Genomic DNA, 16,564 nt, shown 5'->3' with positions numbered 1-16,564 from the left:
CCACGCTCAGGCTCGTTGTCCGGGCGCCATTCCGACGCCTTCCTCCCCCAGCCGGGTCCCGATCACACATGCTGAAAACCGCCTTCGTCGCCGCCCGCGACCGGCAACGGCTCGGCGAGATCGCCTCCGTGCTCATCGGCTACGGGGTCACCAAGGTGGTCGAGCGCCTCGGCATCGCCCACGTGGCGCGTTTCGCCAAGCGCCGGGCGCCCCGGGTGGACATCGCGCGCCTGTCGCAGCCGCAGCGCGTGCGCCGGGCCATCGAGGCCCTCGGCCCGACCTTCGTCAAGCTCGGGCAGATCCTGGCGAGCCGGCCCGACCTCCTGACGCCGGAATGGACCGAGGAGCTGGAGAAGCTCCACAGCCAGGTTTCGCCGATCCCGTGGGAGCGCATCCGGCCGCAGCTGGAGGAGGACCTCGGGGCGCCGGCCGACGAGATCTTCGCCGAGTTCGACACGGCTCCCCTCGCCGCCGCCTCCATCGCCCAGGTCTACCGGGCGCGGCTCCACACCGGCGAGGAGGTGGTGGTCAAGGTCCTGCGTCCCGGCCTGCGCAAGGTCATCGAGGCCGACCTGCGGTTGCTGGGCCACGCCACCCGCATCGTCGTCAACGAGTGGCCGGAATTCGGCCGGTACCAGCCGCAGGAGCAGATGCGGCATCTGGCCAGCGGCCTCTACGGCGAACTCGACCTCATTAACGAGGCCCGCAACTGCGAGACCATCGCGGGCATCTTCGCCGATCGCGACGATATCGTGGTGCCCAAGATCCACTGGGAATGGACCTCCGAGCGCGTGCTCGTGCAGGAATTCATCCACGGCATCCCGCCCAACGACCACGCCCGCCTCGATGCCGCCGGCATCGACAAGGTGGTGCTCGCCCAGAAGGGCACCGACGCCTTCCTGCAGATGGCCCTGATCGAGGGCGTGTTCCACGCCGATCCGCATCCGGGCAACATGCTGATCATGAGCGGCGACCGGATCGGCTTCATCGATTTCGGCATCATCGGCCGCCTGTCCGAACGCCGCCGCACCCAGTTGCTGATGCTCATCGGCGCGATGCTCAAGGAGGATTCCGACGGGCTGATGGCCGTGCTCCTCGACTGGAGTGGATCGAGCAACCCGGATCTGACCAAGCTCGAGACCTCCTCGCAGGCCTTCATCGCCCGCCATACCGGCGCGGCCATCGATTTCGGGGCGCTCCTCACCGACTTTATGACCATGGCCCGCGAGAACGACCTCGCCATGCCGACCGATCTCGCCATCCTGTTCAAGGGGCTGGTGACGGCGGACGGGGTGATGCGCCAGCTCGACCCGAACTTCGACCTGTTCACGGCGGCTGGGCCCACGGTGAAGCGCCGGATCCAGTCGCAATTCTCGATCAAGGGCATCACCCGCAAGGTCGAGGCCGTGGGCGCCGGCCTGTTCGGCGCCGCCTCCGAACTGCCGACCCTGATCCACCTCATGCTGGTGCGCCTGAAGCAGGGCCGCGTCACCGTCGAGATCGAGCTGAAGGGCATCGAGAAGCTCACCCGGGGCATCGAGCGCGCCGCCGCCCGCATCGCCGTGGCGCTCATCGTGGCCGCCTTCGCGACGCAGCTGGCGCCCCGGTTCATGGATCTGGGCACGCCGGCCTTCGTCACGGTCGGCGCCATGGTGTGCGTGATCGGGATCGGCTGGCTGGTGCTGCTGGGGCGCAACAAATAGGCTGCGACCGCGGGTCCGGCCCCGCCATGGCGGGGCTGGACCCGTCAAGTCGTCACCTTAAATCAGCCGCGTTGTGCGGTGCATCCTCGGACGCGTGCGCGCGCCGACCGGGCGCGCCCGAAGAACCCCGCTGTTGCCGGCTTTCATGAACATCATTCTGATCAAGCTGTTCGCGACGGCCCTGACCCTCAGTCAGGTCACGACGCGGCCGGATGCGGTGAAGACGCAGTTCGATCCCGTGGCCGACCGGGCCCAAGTCGTGCAGATCCTGCGCGACGGCTGCGCCCACATGCGCAAGGCCTTCGACATCGAGGACATCAACCTCGACGAGCTCATCTCCACGGCGATGGAGGACCCCACCGCCATCGCGGGGGCGAGCGCGCCCAAACTGCTGCACGGCCTCGACATCGGCGAGCTCAACGTCAGCTACCGCCAGTTCTGCAAGGGCGAGACCCCGAAGGATTCGCCCTTCGACGCGGGCGAGGTCATCGCCTTCTACAACAAGGCCGTCCTCGACCTGCCCTCGGCCGAAGCCCTGAAGGAGCGCAAGCTGCCCGGCGCCAGCCTCATCCTCGACGGGGCGGGCAAGCGCTACGCCGAGGCCTTCGAGGCCAACGGACGGCGTCTCAGCGTGCCCATCGCCGAGGTGCCGGCGATGGTCCGACAAGCCTTCGTCGCGGCGGAGGACAAGCGCTTCGAGACCCACCACGGCATCGACGAGCGCGGCGTGATCCGCGCCTTCATCGGCAACCTCGCCTCGCCGGGCCGGCCGGCCGGCGGTTCGACCATCACCCAGCAGGTGGTGAAGAACCTCTCGGTCGGCGACGACGTCACCTACGAGCGCAAGATCCGCGAGATGATCGTGGCCTCCCGGCTGGAGCGCATCCTGCCCAAAGCCGGCATCCTGGAACTCTACCTCAACGGCATCTATCTCGGGCGCGGCGCCTACGGCATCGAGATGGCCGCGCGCAGCTACTTCGGCAAATCCGTCGGTCAGCTCACCGTGCCGGAGGCGGCCCTTCTGGCCGGCATGCCGAAGGGGCCGAACTTCTACAACCCCGACAAGTACCCCGACCGGGCGCGCGAGCGCCGGGCCTACGTGCTCGCCCGGATGAAGGAAGAGGGCGTCATCACCGACGCCCAACTCACCCAGGCCGCCAACGCACCCCTGGGCCTGAGCCCCATCGAGACGGCGCGGCGCGATTCCGGCTTCTACTTCGTCGATCACCTCACCCGCGAGACCCGCACCTTCGCGGGTATCGACTCCCTGACCTCGGCCTCGCACACGGTGCGCTCCACCCTCAATGCCGGCCTCCAGACCGCCACGGAAACGGCGCTGCAGGACGGGCTCGCCAACTACGAGCGCGCCACCGGGCGCCAGCGCTACGAGGGCCCGGAACTCAACCTCGCCGAGGCCGTGCGCAAGCTCGACGGGGCCGCCCCCGCCCCCGAAGGCTCGACGCTCTCCGTGCCGCTCCTCGTCGGCGGCGAGACGAAGCCCGCCGAGGCCCCCAAGCCCGCAGACACGAAGCCCGCTGGCACGAAGGCCGAGCGCAAGGCGGCACGGGCCGCGGCGGCGGCCGCTGCCAAGGTGGCCTCTCCGAAGCCCGCAGGCCCCAAGCCGACCTGGCAGCGCGCCCTGGAGAATGCCCGCCCGGTTCTCTACGACGTGCATTGGCCGCTGGCCGTGGTGCTCGATCCCGGACGGGGCGGCCCGGCGAGGGCGGGCTTAGCCGATGGCCGCACGATCAGCCTGGAGCCCGGCCCGGCCCGGGGCCGGCTCGCCCTCTACGACGTGGTGCGGGTGAAGCTGCGCGATCCTTCGGCCAAGGCCCCGCGCGCCGACCTGCGGGTGCGGCCGAGCGTCCAGGGGGCGGCCCTGGTGCTCGAGAACCGCACGGGGCGCATCCTCGCCATGGCGGGCGGCTTCTCCTACCCCGTGAGCCAGCTCAACCGGGTGACCCAGACCGTACGCCAGCCGGGCTCGACCCTGAAGCCCGTGACCTATCTCGCCGCCCTCAATGCCGGCCTGCAGCCCAACACCCTGGTGATGGATGCCGCCGTGACGCTCCCGCCCATCGGCGGCGTCGGCGATTCCTGGTCGCCGAAGAACTACGACGGCGGCGGGGCCGGGGCCACGACCCTGCGGCGCGGCCTCGAATTCTCGAAGAACCTCGTCACCGCGCGCCTGCTCCAGGGCGGCATCGCCGACAAAGCGCCCGCGAGCCTGCAGAAGGTCTGCGACCTCGCCCTCGAGGCTCAGCTCTACGCCGAGTGCGAGCGCTACTATCCCTTCGTGCTCGGCGCCCAGCCCGTGCGGATGGTGGATCTCGCCGCCTTTTACGCGGCCATCGCCAACGAGGGCGCCCGGCCCGCGCCCTACGCCCTCGAATCGGTGGAGCGCGACGGCAAGACCCTCTACACCCGCAGCCCCCGCGAGCCCGTTCGCATCGGCTCGGCCGACCGCGTGGCGTTCTACCAGCTCAAGACTATGCTCCAGGGCGTGACCCAGCACGGCACGGCGGCGGCCCTGAGCCGGTTCTCGTCCGCCATCGCCGGCAAGACCGGCACGTCGGAGAACGAGAACGACGCGTGGTTCGCCGGCTTCACCAACGAGATCACCATCGTGGTCTGGGTCGGCTACGACAACGCCGACGGCACGCGCAAGACCCTCGGGCGTGGCCAGACCGGTGGGCATCTGGCCGTGCCCATCGCCGGTTCGATCCTGCAGGCGGCCTGGGCCAACGGCGTGCCGCGCACCAATCTCGCGCCGCCCTCGGCCGAGGCCCGGCCGTTCCTCGCCGACCTCCCCATCGACGCCCGCAGCGGCGAACAGGTTTCGGGCGGCGGCTTCCTCGAGCATTTCCGCCTCGCCAACGGGCGCATGGCCGACACCCAGTACAAGCTCCTGCCGCGCGAGACCCGGACCGCCATGCGGCCCGACGCGGAGGATGGCGACCTCGGCGGTGCCGAGGACGGGGCGGACGTGGCCGGCGATCTCTTCGGCACCCTGCCGGGTCGGCGCACGGAGCCCGATGTCTTCGACCCGTTCGGCGAAGCCCGGAGCCGGACACCGAGCCGCCGGGCCCAGCGCGACCCCGATCCGGTCTGGCCCGGTACCCAGCGCTCGCCCTTCGGCGACGACGAGGTCTATGCCCGCCCGCGCCGCCGCGATCCCGACTACCTGTTCGGCGAAGACCCGCGCTACTGACCCGCCATCCGGCCCGCTTGGCCCGACCGGCGATGAATGCGCCTCCCTCCCCCTCGTGGGGAGGGATCGAGGGTGGAGGTGGCTCCGCCGGCCTCCGTCGATCGAAGGCCCCCACCCCCACTTCCCACTCCCCTTGCTCGACCAAAGGCTCCGACGTGCCGATGCACCTTTCCGCGCCCCTTCGTCTCGCCGCTCTGCTGGTCCTTTCCCTGCCCGCGCAGGCGCAGGAGGGCATGAAGCAGCAGCCCGCGCCCTCCGACCGGATCAAGGATGTACCCTCCATCGAAGGGGTGGGTCTTTCCGGCCTCAAGGCCGGCACCGTCCTGTTCACCGATCATCGTGACGATCCGGCCAAGCCCGAGAACGGCCTCGTGCCCTACCTCGACTGGGGCCGGGTGCGCCCGGCCGAGCGGGCGGCGCTCGCGCCCTACCCGACCTACGCCGAGCCCGACTACATGCAGACCCTCAACGGAGTGGCCAAGCGCCGGCACGAGACCCTGAAGGTCTACGTGGCGCAGGGGCGCTTCGTCGTGCCCAGGGCCGCCGAGTCCATTGATCTCACGTCCTACGCCACCCTTGGATTCGTGGCGAAGATGGACCCGGTCATCAAGCACAAGACCCTGAATCCCGCCGATGTGACCCCGACCAAGGACCCGGCCGCCGCCTTCGCCAAGCGCCCCGACCGGCCGTGGTGCGATCTCGGCACCGTCTGCATCGAGTCGCGCTACGATCTCGAGGGCAAGCTGCCGCTCGGCGTGAAGCTCGCCAACAAGCTCGAGGACGGAGCATCGAAGAAGATCGCCGAGTTCGTCTCGTTCCAGAGCGAGCTGCGCACCCTTCCCCCCGCCGAGACCGCCCCGCTCGCCGGGCTCACGAAGATCGACGCGCCCGTGACGGGGGGGCTCGAACAGACCATCTTCTGGGTCAACCAGATCCTGCGCTTCGGCAAGTTCCTGGCCGTGTTCCAACCGATGCCGAATGACCCGGGAAAGACCGTGGTCACCACCTACATGGCGCTGGCCATCAAGGCCGACGTCCTCGACCGCAAGCAGGAATACGCCCGCGTGCCGGTGCTCAAGAACCTGCTGCCGGCCCAGGTGCTCATGGGCAACTCGTCCTTCAACACCGGCACCTCCATCAGTGCCGGCCTGCCGACCTACGCCCGCAATCGCATGACGGCATTCGCCGACGCCCTCGCCAAGAACTGAACGGGAGCCTCCCTGAAGGGATTGCCCGCGCGACGGCACAGTGGCGGCTGTAGGCCGGGCCTCATGGTCGCCGGAGACAGATCCGGACCCACGAGGCTCAGAATCAGTTGCCGCGGCTCGAAATCGAAGGCAGCGAGGGCTGGGTGTAGAGGCGGTTCACGTCGCGGCGGGTCTGGGTGCCGTTGGTGTCGGAGGAGCGGCGGTAGTTGCTGGTGTCGAAGGTCTCGGCGATGCCGCTGCGGGAATTCGGACCCTCGGCGCTGTTGCAGGCGCACAGGCCGGCCACGAGGAGGGTGGAGAGGGCGAGGGGAAGGAGGCGCATCGCAAATCTGTCCTGAACAAGCGTGTCGCCGGAGGTGGAGCCTCCCCGGGCAGCCGCGTCAAGCGTCGGAATGGCGAACCGCGCAAGGATAACGAACCGTCGCCGGTTCGCCGCGCAGTGATGCGATGACGCCACGGAAACGCTCACCACCCCGCGCTTTGACGCCCGGACAAGTCGGCCAATCGTGTGAAATTGCCACCCGGACTCCTGGCGTTCGACGGTCCGCCACGCGAAACATCATCGTCATGAGTAACGTCATCCCCTTCCGTAGCCGCCCCTCCCCGCCCGCCCCGGCGGTGCACGATGTGGTGGCCGTCGCCGATGATCTCTTCGCGGTCCTCGAACATCTCCAGGCCGTGGGCGTCCGCGCGGCGGCCATGAACCGGCCGCGGCGCGAAGTCGAAAGCACGGTCCGGAACCTCCTCGACGCCGTGACGGCCGTGGAGCGCGCCCTCGACTGCATCGGCGAAGGCGACGAGGCCGGTCAGGCCTGAGCGGTCGCGCGGTCCGGCTTCCTGCTGCGGGAGCCCGCGCACCGGTGATCTACACGCTCACCGGGGGGCTCGATCGGAGATCGTATGATTTCCGCTGTCGCGCACGTGCGGATTCGCGTTCACACGAGGCGCCGTCGCCTGCGCATCGGTCGATCGTGAGATTCGCCCCGCCGGTATCGACCGCCTCCGACGCCGCCACTCGTGCGTCGGGCCCCGCATTTTCCAACATAAGTTGGGAAATGCCCCTTCACCCCATCAAAACGACAAAATTCCTCGGACTACGTCTACTATTAGACAGACGCGCCGAAAGGCGTGCGCTAGTGGCCGGAAGACAGACCGTGAACGCAGTGCACGCCATGCCCTCGGCCGCCGATGCCTTGTTTCAGGGCAATCTTCTCCTGAAAACCCTGAAGGCCGAGGACCGTGCCCTGCTGGCGCCTCACCTCGAATGGTCCACTCACCAGCGCGGCGAGATCCTGTTCGCGGCCGGCTCCGAGGTCACCGCGATCGCCTTCCCGTGCGGCCAGACCGTGGCGACCCTGATCATCGCCATGCGGGACGGGCGCAGCGCCGAGACCGCCACCATCGGCCGCGAAGGCGCCGTCGGCGGGGTGGTCAGCCACGGCTACCTGCCCGCCTCGACGCACGCGGTGGTGCAGATCGGTGGTCCGGTCCTGCGGATGGAGGCCGGTCGCTTCCAGGAGGCCAAGCGCCGATCCGAGAGCCTGCGCAACCTCTTCACCCGCTACGGAGACTGCCTGCTCGCGCAGGTGCTGCAATCGGTGGCCTGCAACGCCCTTCATCCCATCGAGGCGCGCTGCCTGCGCTGGCTGTTGACCCTGCAGGACCGGATCGCCAGCGAGATCCTGCCCGTGACCCAGGAACTGCTCGCGGCGATGCTCGGCGTGCAGCGCACCTACCTCACCCGCATCCTGCGCACCCTGCAGCAGCAGGGTCTCATCGAGGTCGGACGCGGCCGCATCACGGTTCGGGACCGCGCCAAGGCCGAGGCCGCCGCCTGCGAGTGCCACGGCGTGGTCCGGCATCATTACGAGACGGTGCTGGGTGCGGGCTACGACCGCCTCGGGCATCTCGTCCGCGTCGAGCCTCCCGATGAGACGGCCCCCGCCGAGCGGTCCACCCCCCAGCGGGAGACGGCCTGACGGGCGGAGGATTCCGCCGAAGAAGGACACCTCGCCGACCCGCAACGCCTGATCCGAGACGGATGCCGCCGCCCCCGCCGATGACGAACCCCGCCGCCCATCCTTCGCCGCCGTCACGCGAGACCGAACACCGGACGGGACCGGTCTCGACCGCCGTGGCGCCTGCGCCGGACGGGACGGGTCCCGAAATGGCGGACCCGGCCGAGAGCGCCGTGCTCCTGCGTCTGGCGGTCGAGGCTACGGGCATCGGCATCTTCGACTACGATCTCGCCACCACGATCCTGCGCTGGGACGCCCGCACCCGCGCCCTGTTCGGCGTGGCGCCCGACGGGGCGGTCACCTACGCGGAGACCTTCCTGCGGGGCCTGCATCCCGAGGATCGTGAACGGGTCGATGTCGCCCTTCAGGCAGCCCTCGATCCGGCCGGGACCGGCCTGTTCGACAGCGAGTACCGCGTTGTCCCGGCCGGGGGCGGCCCCGTCCGCTGGATCGCGGCCCGGGGCCAGCTCATCGTCAGCGGGGGCCGCGCGAGCCGGATGGTCGGCACCGTGCGCGACGTCACGCAGGCCAAGCAGGCCGAGATCGCCCTGCGGGCCACCGAAGAGCGCTATCGCCTCGTGACCCGCGCCACCAACGACGCCATCTGGGACTGGGATCTCACCACCGACACCGTCCTGTGGAACGAGGCCCTGGCCACCGCCTACGGATGGACGCCCGACCGCGTCGGGCCGAACGGGGCGTGGTGGATCGATCATGTCCATCCGGACGACCGGGCCGCCGTCGAGGCCGACATCCGTGCGGTGATCACGGGCGGGGCCGGTGATTGGGACCACGAGTACCGGTTCCTGCGCGCCGACGGCACCTACGCCGAGGTGCTCGACCGCGGCTACATGGTCCGCGATACCGCCGGAGCGCCCCTGCGGATGATCGGCGCCATGCTCGACGTGACCGAGCGCAACCGGGCCTCCGCCCAGTTCCGCGCGGTGTTCCAGGGCGCCAATGTCGGCATCGTCCAGTTCGACCCGCGCAGCGTCCGGGCGCTCGCGGTCAATGCCAAGCTGTGCGAGATCTGGGGTGCGCCGGAATCCGAGATCCTCGGCCATTCCCTGGCGCGCTGGACGCCCCCCGAGGACGATGCCGAGCGGGCCGACCTGCACCGCCGCCTCGCCAAGGGGGAGACCATGCAGGAGCGCCTGGAGAAGCGCTACCGTCGCCTCGACGGCCGCATCATCTGGGCCCGGGTCAACCTCGTGTCGCAGACCCTGGGCGACAGCGTCCATGCCACGGCGATGATCGAGGACATCACCAACGAGAAGCTCGCCGACACCAGGCGCGAGGCCCTCATTGCCCTCAGCGACCGCCTGCGCGACCTCAACACCAATGCGGCGGTGGTGCGGGCCACGGCCGAGAGCCTCGGGCGCACCCTGGGGGTGGCCCGGGCCGGCTACGCCCTCGTCGATCCCGCCGGCGGCTTGTCGGCCGTCGCGCCGGACTGGATCGCCGCCGGCCTCGGCCCACAGGCCGGGACGCAGGCCCTGGCCACCGTGGCGGCGAGCGTCGCCCGCCTGCGGCGCGGCGACATCCTGGCCGTGGCCGACATCGCCGCGACCCCCGAGCGCGTCGATGACGCGGCCGGCTATGCCCAGATCGGCATGCGCGCCGTGATCAAGGTGCCGATCCTCCAGCGCGGGCGCCTCGTCGGCATCCTCTACGTCCTCGACGCGGTTCCCCACGACTGGACGCCGGAGGAGATCGCGTTCGCTCGCGAGGTCGCCGAGCGCGCCTGGGGTGGGCTGACCCGGATCGAGGCCGACGAGCAGCAGCGCATCCTCAACCGCGAGCTCAGCCACCGGCTCAAGAACACCCTCGCGGTGGTCCAGGCCATCGCCTCGCAGACCCTGCGCAACGTCACCGACGTCGAGGCCGCCAAGGAGGCCCTGGCGGCGCGCCTCATCGCGCTCGGCAAGGCCCACGACATCCTGCTGTCCGGCGAGGGTGAGAGCGCGGATTTCGGAGCGGTGCTCGCCAGCGCGCTCGCCATCCACGACGACCGCCAGCCCGACCGGTTCCGCATCTCCGGGCCGCCCATCGAACTCGGCGCCAAGGCGGCCCTGTCCCTCGCCCTCATGCTGCACGAACTCGCCACCAATGCGGCCAAGTACGGCGCTCTGTCGGTGCCCGACGGCCGCATCACCGTGACGTGGGATGTGACTCCCCTGCTGGGGGGCGAGCCCATGGTGCGGATGACCTGGCGGGAATCCGGGGGCCCGATGGTTGCGTTGCCATCGCGAAAAGGATTCGGCTCGCGGCTGATCGAGCGCGGTCTCGTCGGGGCCGTCGGCGGCACCGTCGGTCTCGATTTCGATCCCGCCGGCGTGGTCTGCCGCGTCACCGCCCCCCTGGCGGGGTTCCAGGCCGGCAACGTGTAGGCCGAACGGCCGGTACGCCGAGATCGCCCCGCGCGGCCTTGCCGAACCCTCGCCGAACCCTCGAAGACCCTTGCGCGCAACGCCCGCATTGCCGCTGCACCGCACCCTGGGCTAAATCCCGGCTCATGTGGACACGCCTCGCCCATCCCGGCCACTTCCTGCGGTGGACCGCCCCCCTGATGCCCTGGCTCGCCGGGCTCTCGGGAGCGCTCCTGGCCTTCGGTCTCTACCTGACCTGGTTCACGGTGCCGCCCGACTACCAGCAGGGCGAGACCGTGCGGATCATGTACATCCACGTGCCGGCGGCCTGGCTCGGGGTGTTCTTCTACGGGGCCATGGCGGTCTCGGCCCTCGGTACCCTGGTCTGGCGCCACCCCCTGGCGGATGTCGCCCAGCGCGCGGCCGCCCCCATCGGCGCGGCCTTCACCCTGATCTGCCTCGTCACCGGCTCGCTGTGGGGCAAGCCCATGTGGGGCACCTACTGGGTCTGGGACGCGCGCCTGACCTCCATGCTGGTGCTGTTCCTCATCTATTGCGGCATCATCGCCCTGTGGCGCACCATCGAGGACCCGAACCGGGCCGCGCGCGCCATCGCGATCCTGACCCTTGTCGGCGCCGTGAACCTGCCGATCATCAAGTTCTCGGTGAACTGGTGGTCGACCCTGCACCAGCCGGCCTCGATCATGCGCATGGGCGGCTCGTCCATCGATCCCTCCATGCTCTACCCGCTCCTCGAGATGATCCTCGCCTTCACCCTGCTGGGGATCACCCTGCATCTGAATGCCATGCGCACGGAGATCCTGCGCCGCCGGGTGCGGGCGCTGACGATCCGCGAGGCCGAGCGCCTCGATACCGGCCTCCCCCTCGGTGCGGTCCAGGGCCTGTGACGGTCATGCCTCTCGGACCCCTTGATCTCGGGCCCCACGCGGGCTTCATCCTCGGCGCCTACGCCTTCACGGCCCTCGTCATCGCCGGCCTGATCGGGCACGCGGTGCGCGACCGGCGGGCCCAGACGCGGGCCCTGGCCGCGCTGCAGGATTCGTCCCGACCGGCGTCCCAGCCCCCGGCGGAGCGGCGCGCGTGAGCTCCCCCGAGCCGGCCCGGCGCTCCCTCCTCGTCATCGTCCCCCTCGTCGCCTTCGTGGCGCTCGCCGGACTGTTCTTTGTGCGCCTGCGTTCGGGGGCCGACCCTTCGGCTATCCCCTCCGCGCTGATCGGGCGGGCGGCCCCGGCCTTCGATCTGGCCGCCCTCCCCGGCCTCGCGCCCAACGGCGGGTCCCTGCCCGGCGGTGCGTCCCTGCCCGGACTGTCCAGCGCCGACCTCAAGGGGCGCGTCACCCTCGTCAATTTCTGGGCGTCGTGGTGCGCGCCCTGCCAGATCGAGCACCCGCAACTCATGCGGCTCGCCCGCGAGCCCGGCCTGCGCCTCGTAGGCATCGCCTACAAGGACGCCCCCGAGAACGCCCGTCGCTTCCTGTCCCGCAACGGCGTGCCGTTCCAGGCGGTGGGGATGGATGCCACCGGTCGGACCGCCATCGACTTCGGGGTCTACGGCGTGCCCGAAAGCTTCATCATCGGGCCGGACGGCACGATCCGCGACAAGCTGGTCGGGATCGTCACCCCGGAGAACTACAAGGCCGTCCTCGACAAGATCCGCGCCGCCGGTGCCGTGGCGGACGCCGCGCCGTGAGGTTCGAGCGCCGCCCCGGGGCTTGCCGTCGAGGCCTGCCGGCGGGTGGAACGCCTGCGGCCGCGAAGCCGCGCCGTTCCTGATCCTGCCGCCGACGCGCGGCGGGCTGCGGCGCGAGCCTTCCCGTCCCCGGCCGGCTGCGGCCGAGAAGTCCCGAAGGTCCTCTGGTTACGCGAGGCCGTCCGCGAGATCCGTTTGATCGCAACTGCGATGCGGATTCGAGTGAGACTCGGGCGCTGCGCATGTCGAACGAGACCGTCAACCGCCTCGACCGAGCGAAGACGGTCTCATCAGGGGCAAATGGACTTCGTGTCTCCGCCTGATCTCAGAAAAGCATTCCAGCAGATCCGTCAGGAAATCTTTCGACTTCATAAAATTAAAGTCGCGTCCGCGATTTTACAGGGCGGAGTAGAAAAACATTCTGTAAGCAAAAGATTGCCACGTCTAGTGATTGATCGATATCAACGTATTGTACGATAACGTACTTATATGTTCAAAGTTATTCCGTTCACAGCTTTGTCTATCGGTGGTATGGTGTTGGATCGCTCATTGATGACAATGAGTCTCAGGTGTCGAGTCTCAGTTGCTCATACCTGCAGATCGGCAGGGTCGTGGCGTCGTTCATCGCTCAACATGAAATCCGCAACCGCATTCTGGGTATGCTACCGCCGGATGAGTTTGCTCGCCTTCAGCCGGAACTGGAGCGATGCTCGTTCGAGCAGGGTGTCATCTTGGAGGCCCCCGAGATCGCGATCACGAAGGTCTGCTTTCCCGAGCCGGGGATGATTTCCGTGATGGCCCGCACGCCCTTCGGCATGCAGGCCGAGGCCGGCATCATCGGTCCCGAGGGGATGACGGGCCTTCCCCTCCTCCATGGCATCGACAGCTGGCCGCACGCGACCATCGTCCAGATTCCGTGCCGGGCCCTGTGCATCGGCGCGGATGCCTTCCGGGCCGTACTGCTCGAGTGCCGTCCCCTGCATGATCGCCTGCTGCGCTACGCCCAGGTCTTCTCCGTCCAGCTGGCGCAGGGCAGCCTGTGCAACGGCCGCTTCACCATCGAGCAGCGTCTCGCGCGCTGGCTGCTCATGTGCCACGATCGTACGGACCGCGAGGATCTGCCGCTGACCCACGAACTCCTGTCGATGATGCTCGGCGTACGCCGGGCCGGCATCACCACGGCCCTGCGCAGTCTCGAGGATGCGGGCGCCGTCAAGACGCGGCGCGGCGGCATCGGCATCCGCGATCGGACACGGATGCGCGACATCGCCGGCGACGCCTACGGTGTGCCGGAGGCCGAGTACGCGCGCGTCCTGGCCTGATCCCGGGTTCGGGCCCGGTCTTGCGCGGGTCAGGCGCGGCCGGCATCCTCGCCCTTGCGCTCGTGGCGCAGGAGAAGCGGCGTCTGCGCCAGGGCGAACAGGATCGTGAGCGGCATGATGCCGAACACCTTGAAGCTCACCCAGAAATCCTCCGTCTGCGTCCGCCAGACCACCTCGTTGATCACCGCGAGGAGAAGGAAGAACATTCCCCAGCGGAAGGTGAGCTTGCGCCAGCCCTCTTCGGTCAGGGTGAACATGCTGTCGAGCACCACCGAGATCAGGGATTTGCCGAATGCGAGGCCGCCGAGGAGCACGAGCCCGAACAGGGTGTTCACGATGGTGGGCTTCATCATGATGAAGGTCTTGTCCTGCAGGACCAGGGTCAGGCCGCCGAACACCACCACCACCACGCCCGAGACCAGGGGCATGATCGGCAGCCGCCGCACCAGGGCGAAGTGGATGGACAGCGCCACCACCGTGGCGGCGATGAACACGCCGGTCGCCACGAACAGCTTCTGCTGAGGCGCCACCCCGAACCGTTCGGCGTAGGCGTTGCCAAGGAAGAAGATCACCAGCGGCCCGAGTTCGAGGACGAGCTTGAGCAGGGGCGGCAGGTGACGGCGCGGGGGAATGGCTTCGATCTGCATGGTGTCCGTCATAGAGGGCCGCGCGCGGCGCGTCGCGGCTTTTGGTGGTGAGGGCTCGATCCCGGCAGCCGAACCGCTATCCCTTGTCCAACCCCGCGATGGCGCGGGCGAAGTCGCGGGCCTCGAACGGCTCCAGGTCCTCGACACCCTCGCCGACGCCGATGAAATGCACCGGCAGGCCGAACTTGGCCGCGAGCGCCACGAGGATGCCGCCCCGCGCCGTGCCGTCGAGCTTGGTCATGACCAAGCCGGTGACCTGGGCGGCCTTCGAGAACAGCTCGACCTGGCTGAGCGCGTTCTGGCCGACGGTGGCGTCGAGGACGAGGAGGACCGCGTGGGGCGCCTGGGCGTCGATCTTGCGGATCACCCGCAGGATCTTCTCCAGCTCGGCCATGAGGCCGGCCTTGTTCTGGAGCCGGCCGGCCGTATCGATGAGGAGCACGTCGGTGCCCTGCTGCTTGGCGGCCTCGTAGGCGTCGTAGGCGAGGCCCGCCGCGTCGGCGCCCTGCGCCCGGGCGATGACCGGCGTGCCCGTGCGCTGGCCCCAGACCTTGAGCTGCTCGATGGCCGCCGCGCGAAAGGTGTCGCCGGCGGCCAGCATCAGGGAATGGCCGTCCGCCTTCAGCTTCATGGCGAGCTTGCCGATGGTGGTGGTCTTGCCCGCGCCGTTGACGCCGATCATCAGGATCACGAACGGCGTCTTCGACGTGTCGATGCGGAACGGGACCGCCACCGGGGCGAGCGCGCGCTCGACTTCCGTCGCCAGGATCTCCCGCACGGCGTCGGGCGAGATGCCCTTCTCGTAGCGGCCCTTGCCCACGGCCTCCGAGATGCGCGTGGCGGTCTCGATGCCGAAATCGGCCTGGATCAGGGCGTCCTCCAGCTCCTCCAGGGTGTCGGCGTCGAGCTTGCGCTTGGTGAACAGGCCGGTGACCCGCTCGGTGAGCGCCGAGGAGGTGCGCTTCATGCCCCCCGTGAGCCGGCTCCACCAGCCGCGTTTCTCGCCCTCGGGTTCGGCCTCCGGCTCCGGTAGGAAGATCTGGGTCGCGACCTCCGGCTCCGGCTCCGCATGCGGCGCGAAGGCCTGGGCGGTGGTGTCGGCCGGCTCCGCGCCGCGCGCCGGATCGTCGCCCGCCGTGCCGGCGGGGGGGCGCTCCTCGGCCCCCTCGACGGGCTGGAGGTCGGCGCCCTCGATCTCGTCGGGGACCGCGTTCTTGCCGGGCGTCCCTTCGCCGGGCTCGCCCGGAGGCGCTGGCACGTGAGACACGTCCGTCGCGGCGGTGGCGAAATCCGGCTGGCCTTCCGAGAACGAGGCCGGGGATTCGGGCGGGGGCGCCACGGGCTCGGCGACCGAAGGCTCGGCCACCGGCGGCTCGACCACCGGCTGAGGGACGGGATGCGGGACCGGCTTCGGATCGGGCGGCTGCACGGGCACGGGCTCGGGGCGCGGCTCCTCCTTGGTGCCGAACATCTTGCGCAGCAGCCAGCCCGGCCTCTTGTCTTCGCTCATTCCCGCTTGCTCCCCGGACCCGGCACGGTTAGCGCCAAGGCCATGCCCGCAACTGACGTCCTCGTAGCAGACATAGGCGCGCGCCTCCTCTACCGCGATGCCCTCGTCCTCGTCATCGACAAGCCGGCGGGCCTGCCGGTCCATCCCGGGCCGAAGGGCGGCGAGACGCTGACCGACCACCTCGACGCCCTGCGCTTCGGCCTGCCGCGTCGGCCGGAGGCCGCGCACCGCCTCGACCGCGACACCTCGGGCTGCCTCGCGCTGGGGCGCCACGCCAAGGCGCTGGCCCGGCTGAACAAGCTGTTCGCCGCCAGCGGCAGCGTCGGCAAGACCTATTGGGCGCTCGTGGAGGGTGGCCCCGAGGCCGACACCGGCCGCATCGATCTGGCGCTCGCCCGCCGCTCGCCCGATCCGCGCTCGTGGTGGATGAAGGCGGATCCGGCGGGCGATCCGTCCCTGACCCACTGGCAGGTGCTCGGGCGCGGCGGCGGCCTCGCCTGGCTCGCCCTCACCCCCGTCACCGGCCGCACCCACCAGCTGCGGGTGCACTGTGCCGAATCCGGCTTTCCGATCCTCGGCGACCCGATCTACGGCTCGGGTCCGCGCAGCGGCGGACCGGGCCTGCAGCTTCATGCCCGGGCGCTCACCCTGCCGCTCTATCCGAAGAAGCCGCCGATCGTCGTGGAGGCCCCGGCGCCGGCGCATATGCGGGCGGGTCTCGCGACGTGCGGGTACGATCCAGCCGATTGAGGCGCCTCCTTCTTGTTCCAGGCGAAGGGGCCCGGCGCACACGATTGCGGCCCGCCGCCGGTTCCGGCGCGGGGGATGGCCAGGAAACGGGAGACGCGGGACGCCGCGAAACCACG

General features: G+C 69.8%; 14 protein-coding genes. 11 read left to right on the top strand and 3 right to left on the bottom strand.

Going from position 1 to position 16,564, the window contains the following annotated elements; all coding sequences use genetic code 11:
• Window positions 1–68 precede the first annotated feature (68 nt).
• The 3 genes from MKK49_RS04330 to MKK49_RS04320 all read left to right on the top strand — a co-directional run bounded on the left by MKK49_RS04330 (window position 69) and on the right by MKK49_RS04320 (window position 6,122).
• Window positions 69–1,703, top strand: coding sequence for an ABC1 kinase family protein (locus MKK49_RS04330; protein WP_244026830.1), 1,635 nt, complete (start codon window positions 69–71; stop codon window positions 1,701–1,703).
• Window positions 1,704–1,848: 145 nt separating this feature from the next.
• Window positions 1,849–4,914, top strand: coding sequence for a penicillin-binding protein 1A (locus MKK49_RS04325; protein ID WP_244026829.1), 3,066 nt, complete (start codon window positions 1,849–1,851; stop codon window positions 4,912–4,914).
• A 161-nt stretch (window positions 4,915–5,075) separates the two neighbouring features.
• Entirely contained in the window at window positions 5,076–6,122 is a 1,047-nt protein-coding gene (locus MKK49_RS04320) for a hypothetical protein (protein ID WP_244026828.1), read from the top strand.
• A gap of 103 nt (window positions 6,123–6,225) precedes the next feature.
• On the opposite strand, the gene MKK49_RS04315 is transcribed toward MKK49_RS04320, so the two are convergent.
• Window positions 6,226–6,444 (bottom strand): hypothetical protein, encoded by a 219-nt coding sequence (locus MKK49_RS04315; protein ID WP_056091735.1) that lies wholly within the window; start codon window positions 6,442–6,444, stop codon window positions 6,226–6,228.
• A 245-nt stretch (window positions 6,445–6,689) separates the two neighbouring features.
• Here MKK49_RS04315 and MKK49_RS04310 point away from each other — a divergent pair, with 245 nt between their 5' ends.
• From MKK49_RS04310 to MKK49_RS04280, 7 genes are all read left to right on the top strand, one after another.
• Window positions 6,690–6,938: a hypothetical protein gene (locus MKK49_RS04310; RefSeq protein ID WP_244026827.1), complete on the top strand. Its 249-nt coding sequence runs from the start codon at window positions 6,690–6,692 to the stop codon at window positions 6,936–6,938.
• A 356-nt stretch (window positions 6,939–7,294) separates the two neighbouring features.
• Window positions 7,295–8,101, top strand: coding sequence for a Crp/Fnr family transcriptional regulator (locus tag MKK49_RS04305; RefSeq protein WP_244026843.1), 807 nt, complete (start codon window positions 7,295–7,297; stop codon window positions 8,099–8,101).
• Window positions 8,102–8,163: 62 nt separating this feature from the next.
• Entirely contained in the window at window positions 8,164–10,530 is a 2,367-nt protein-coding gene (locus MKK49_RS04300) for a PAS domain S-box protein (protein WP_244026826.1), read from the top strand.
• Between the two features lie 125 nt (window positions 10,531–10,655).
• On the top strand, window positions 10,656–11,417 hold the full coding sequence (locus tag MKK49_RS04295; RefSeq protein WP_244026825.1) for a heme ABC transporter permease: 762 nt from the start codon (window positions 10,656–10,658) through the stop codon (window positions 11,415–11,417).
• A gap of 5 nt (window positions 11,418–11,422) precedes the next feature.
• Window positions 11,423–11,614: a heme exporter protein CcmD gene (gene ccmD, locus MKK49_RS04290; RefSeq protein WP_244026824.1), complete on the top strand. Its 192-nt coding sequence runs from the start codon at window positions 11,423–11,425 to the stop codon at window positions 11,612–11,614.
• Complete coding sequence (locus MKK49_RS04285) at window positions 11,611–12,219, top strand: DsbE family thiol:disulfide interchange protein (protein WP_244026823.1); 609 nt, start codon at window positions 11,611–11,613, stop codon at window positions 12,217–12,219. The genes ccmD and MKK49_RS04285 overlap by 4 nt, the downstream gene beginning before the upstream one ends.
• Before the next feature lie 794 nt (window positions 12,220–13,013).
• Window positions 13,014–13,541: a Crp/Fnr family transcriptional regulator gene (locus MKK49_RS04280; RefSeq protein WP_244026822.1), complete on the top strand. Its 528-nt coding sequence runs from the start codon at window positions 13,014–13,016 to the stop codon at window positions 13,539–13,541.
• 29 nt (window positions 13,542–13,570) lie between these two features.
• Here the strand turns inward: MKK49_RS04280 and MKK49_RS04275 are convergent, their stop codons facing one another.
• Window positions 13,571–14,188 carry a septation protein A gene (locus MKK49_RS04275; RefSeq protein WP_244026821.1) on the bottom strand — a complete coding sequence of 206 codons (618 nt, stop codon included), beginning with the start codon at window positions 14,186–14,188 and terminating at the stop codon, window positions 13,571–13,573.
• Between the two features lie 76 nt (window positions 14,189–14,264).
• Window positions 14,265–15,698, bottom strand: a complete 1,434-nt coding sequence (ftsY, locus tag MKK49_RS04270) for a signal recognition particle-docking protein FtsY (protein WP_244026820.1) — start codon at window positions 15,696–15,698, stop codon at window positions 14,265–14,267.
• Between the two features lie 42 nt (window positions 15,699–15,740).
• Here ftsY and MKK49_RS04265 point away from each other — a divergent pair, with 42 nt between their 5' ends.
• Window positions 15,741–16,448 carry an RluA family pseudouridine synthase gene (locus tag MKK49_RS04265; protein ID WP_244026819.1) on the top strand — a complete coding sequence of 236 codons (708 nt, stop codon included), beginning with the start codon at window positions 15,741–15,743 and terminating at the stop codon, window positions 16,446–16,448.
• The last annotated feature ends 116 nt before the right edge of the window (window positions 16,449–16,564 follow it).

This window comes from Methylobacterium sp. J-090 (assembly GCF_022829345.1).
Taxonomy (GTDB): domain Bacteria; phylum Pseudomonadota; class Alphaproteobacteria; order Rhizobiales; family Beijerinckiaceae; genus Methylobacterium.
Note: the sequence above shows the minus strand (reverse complement) of the source record. Positions and strands in the feature narration are given on the sequence as shown.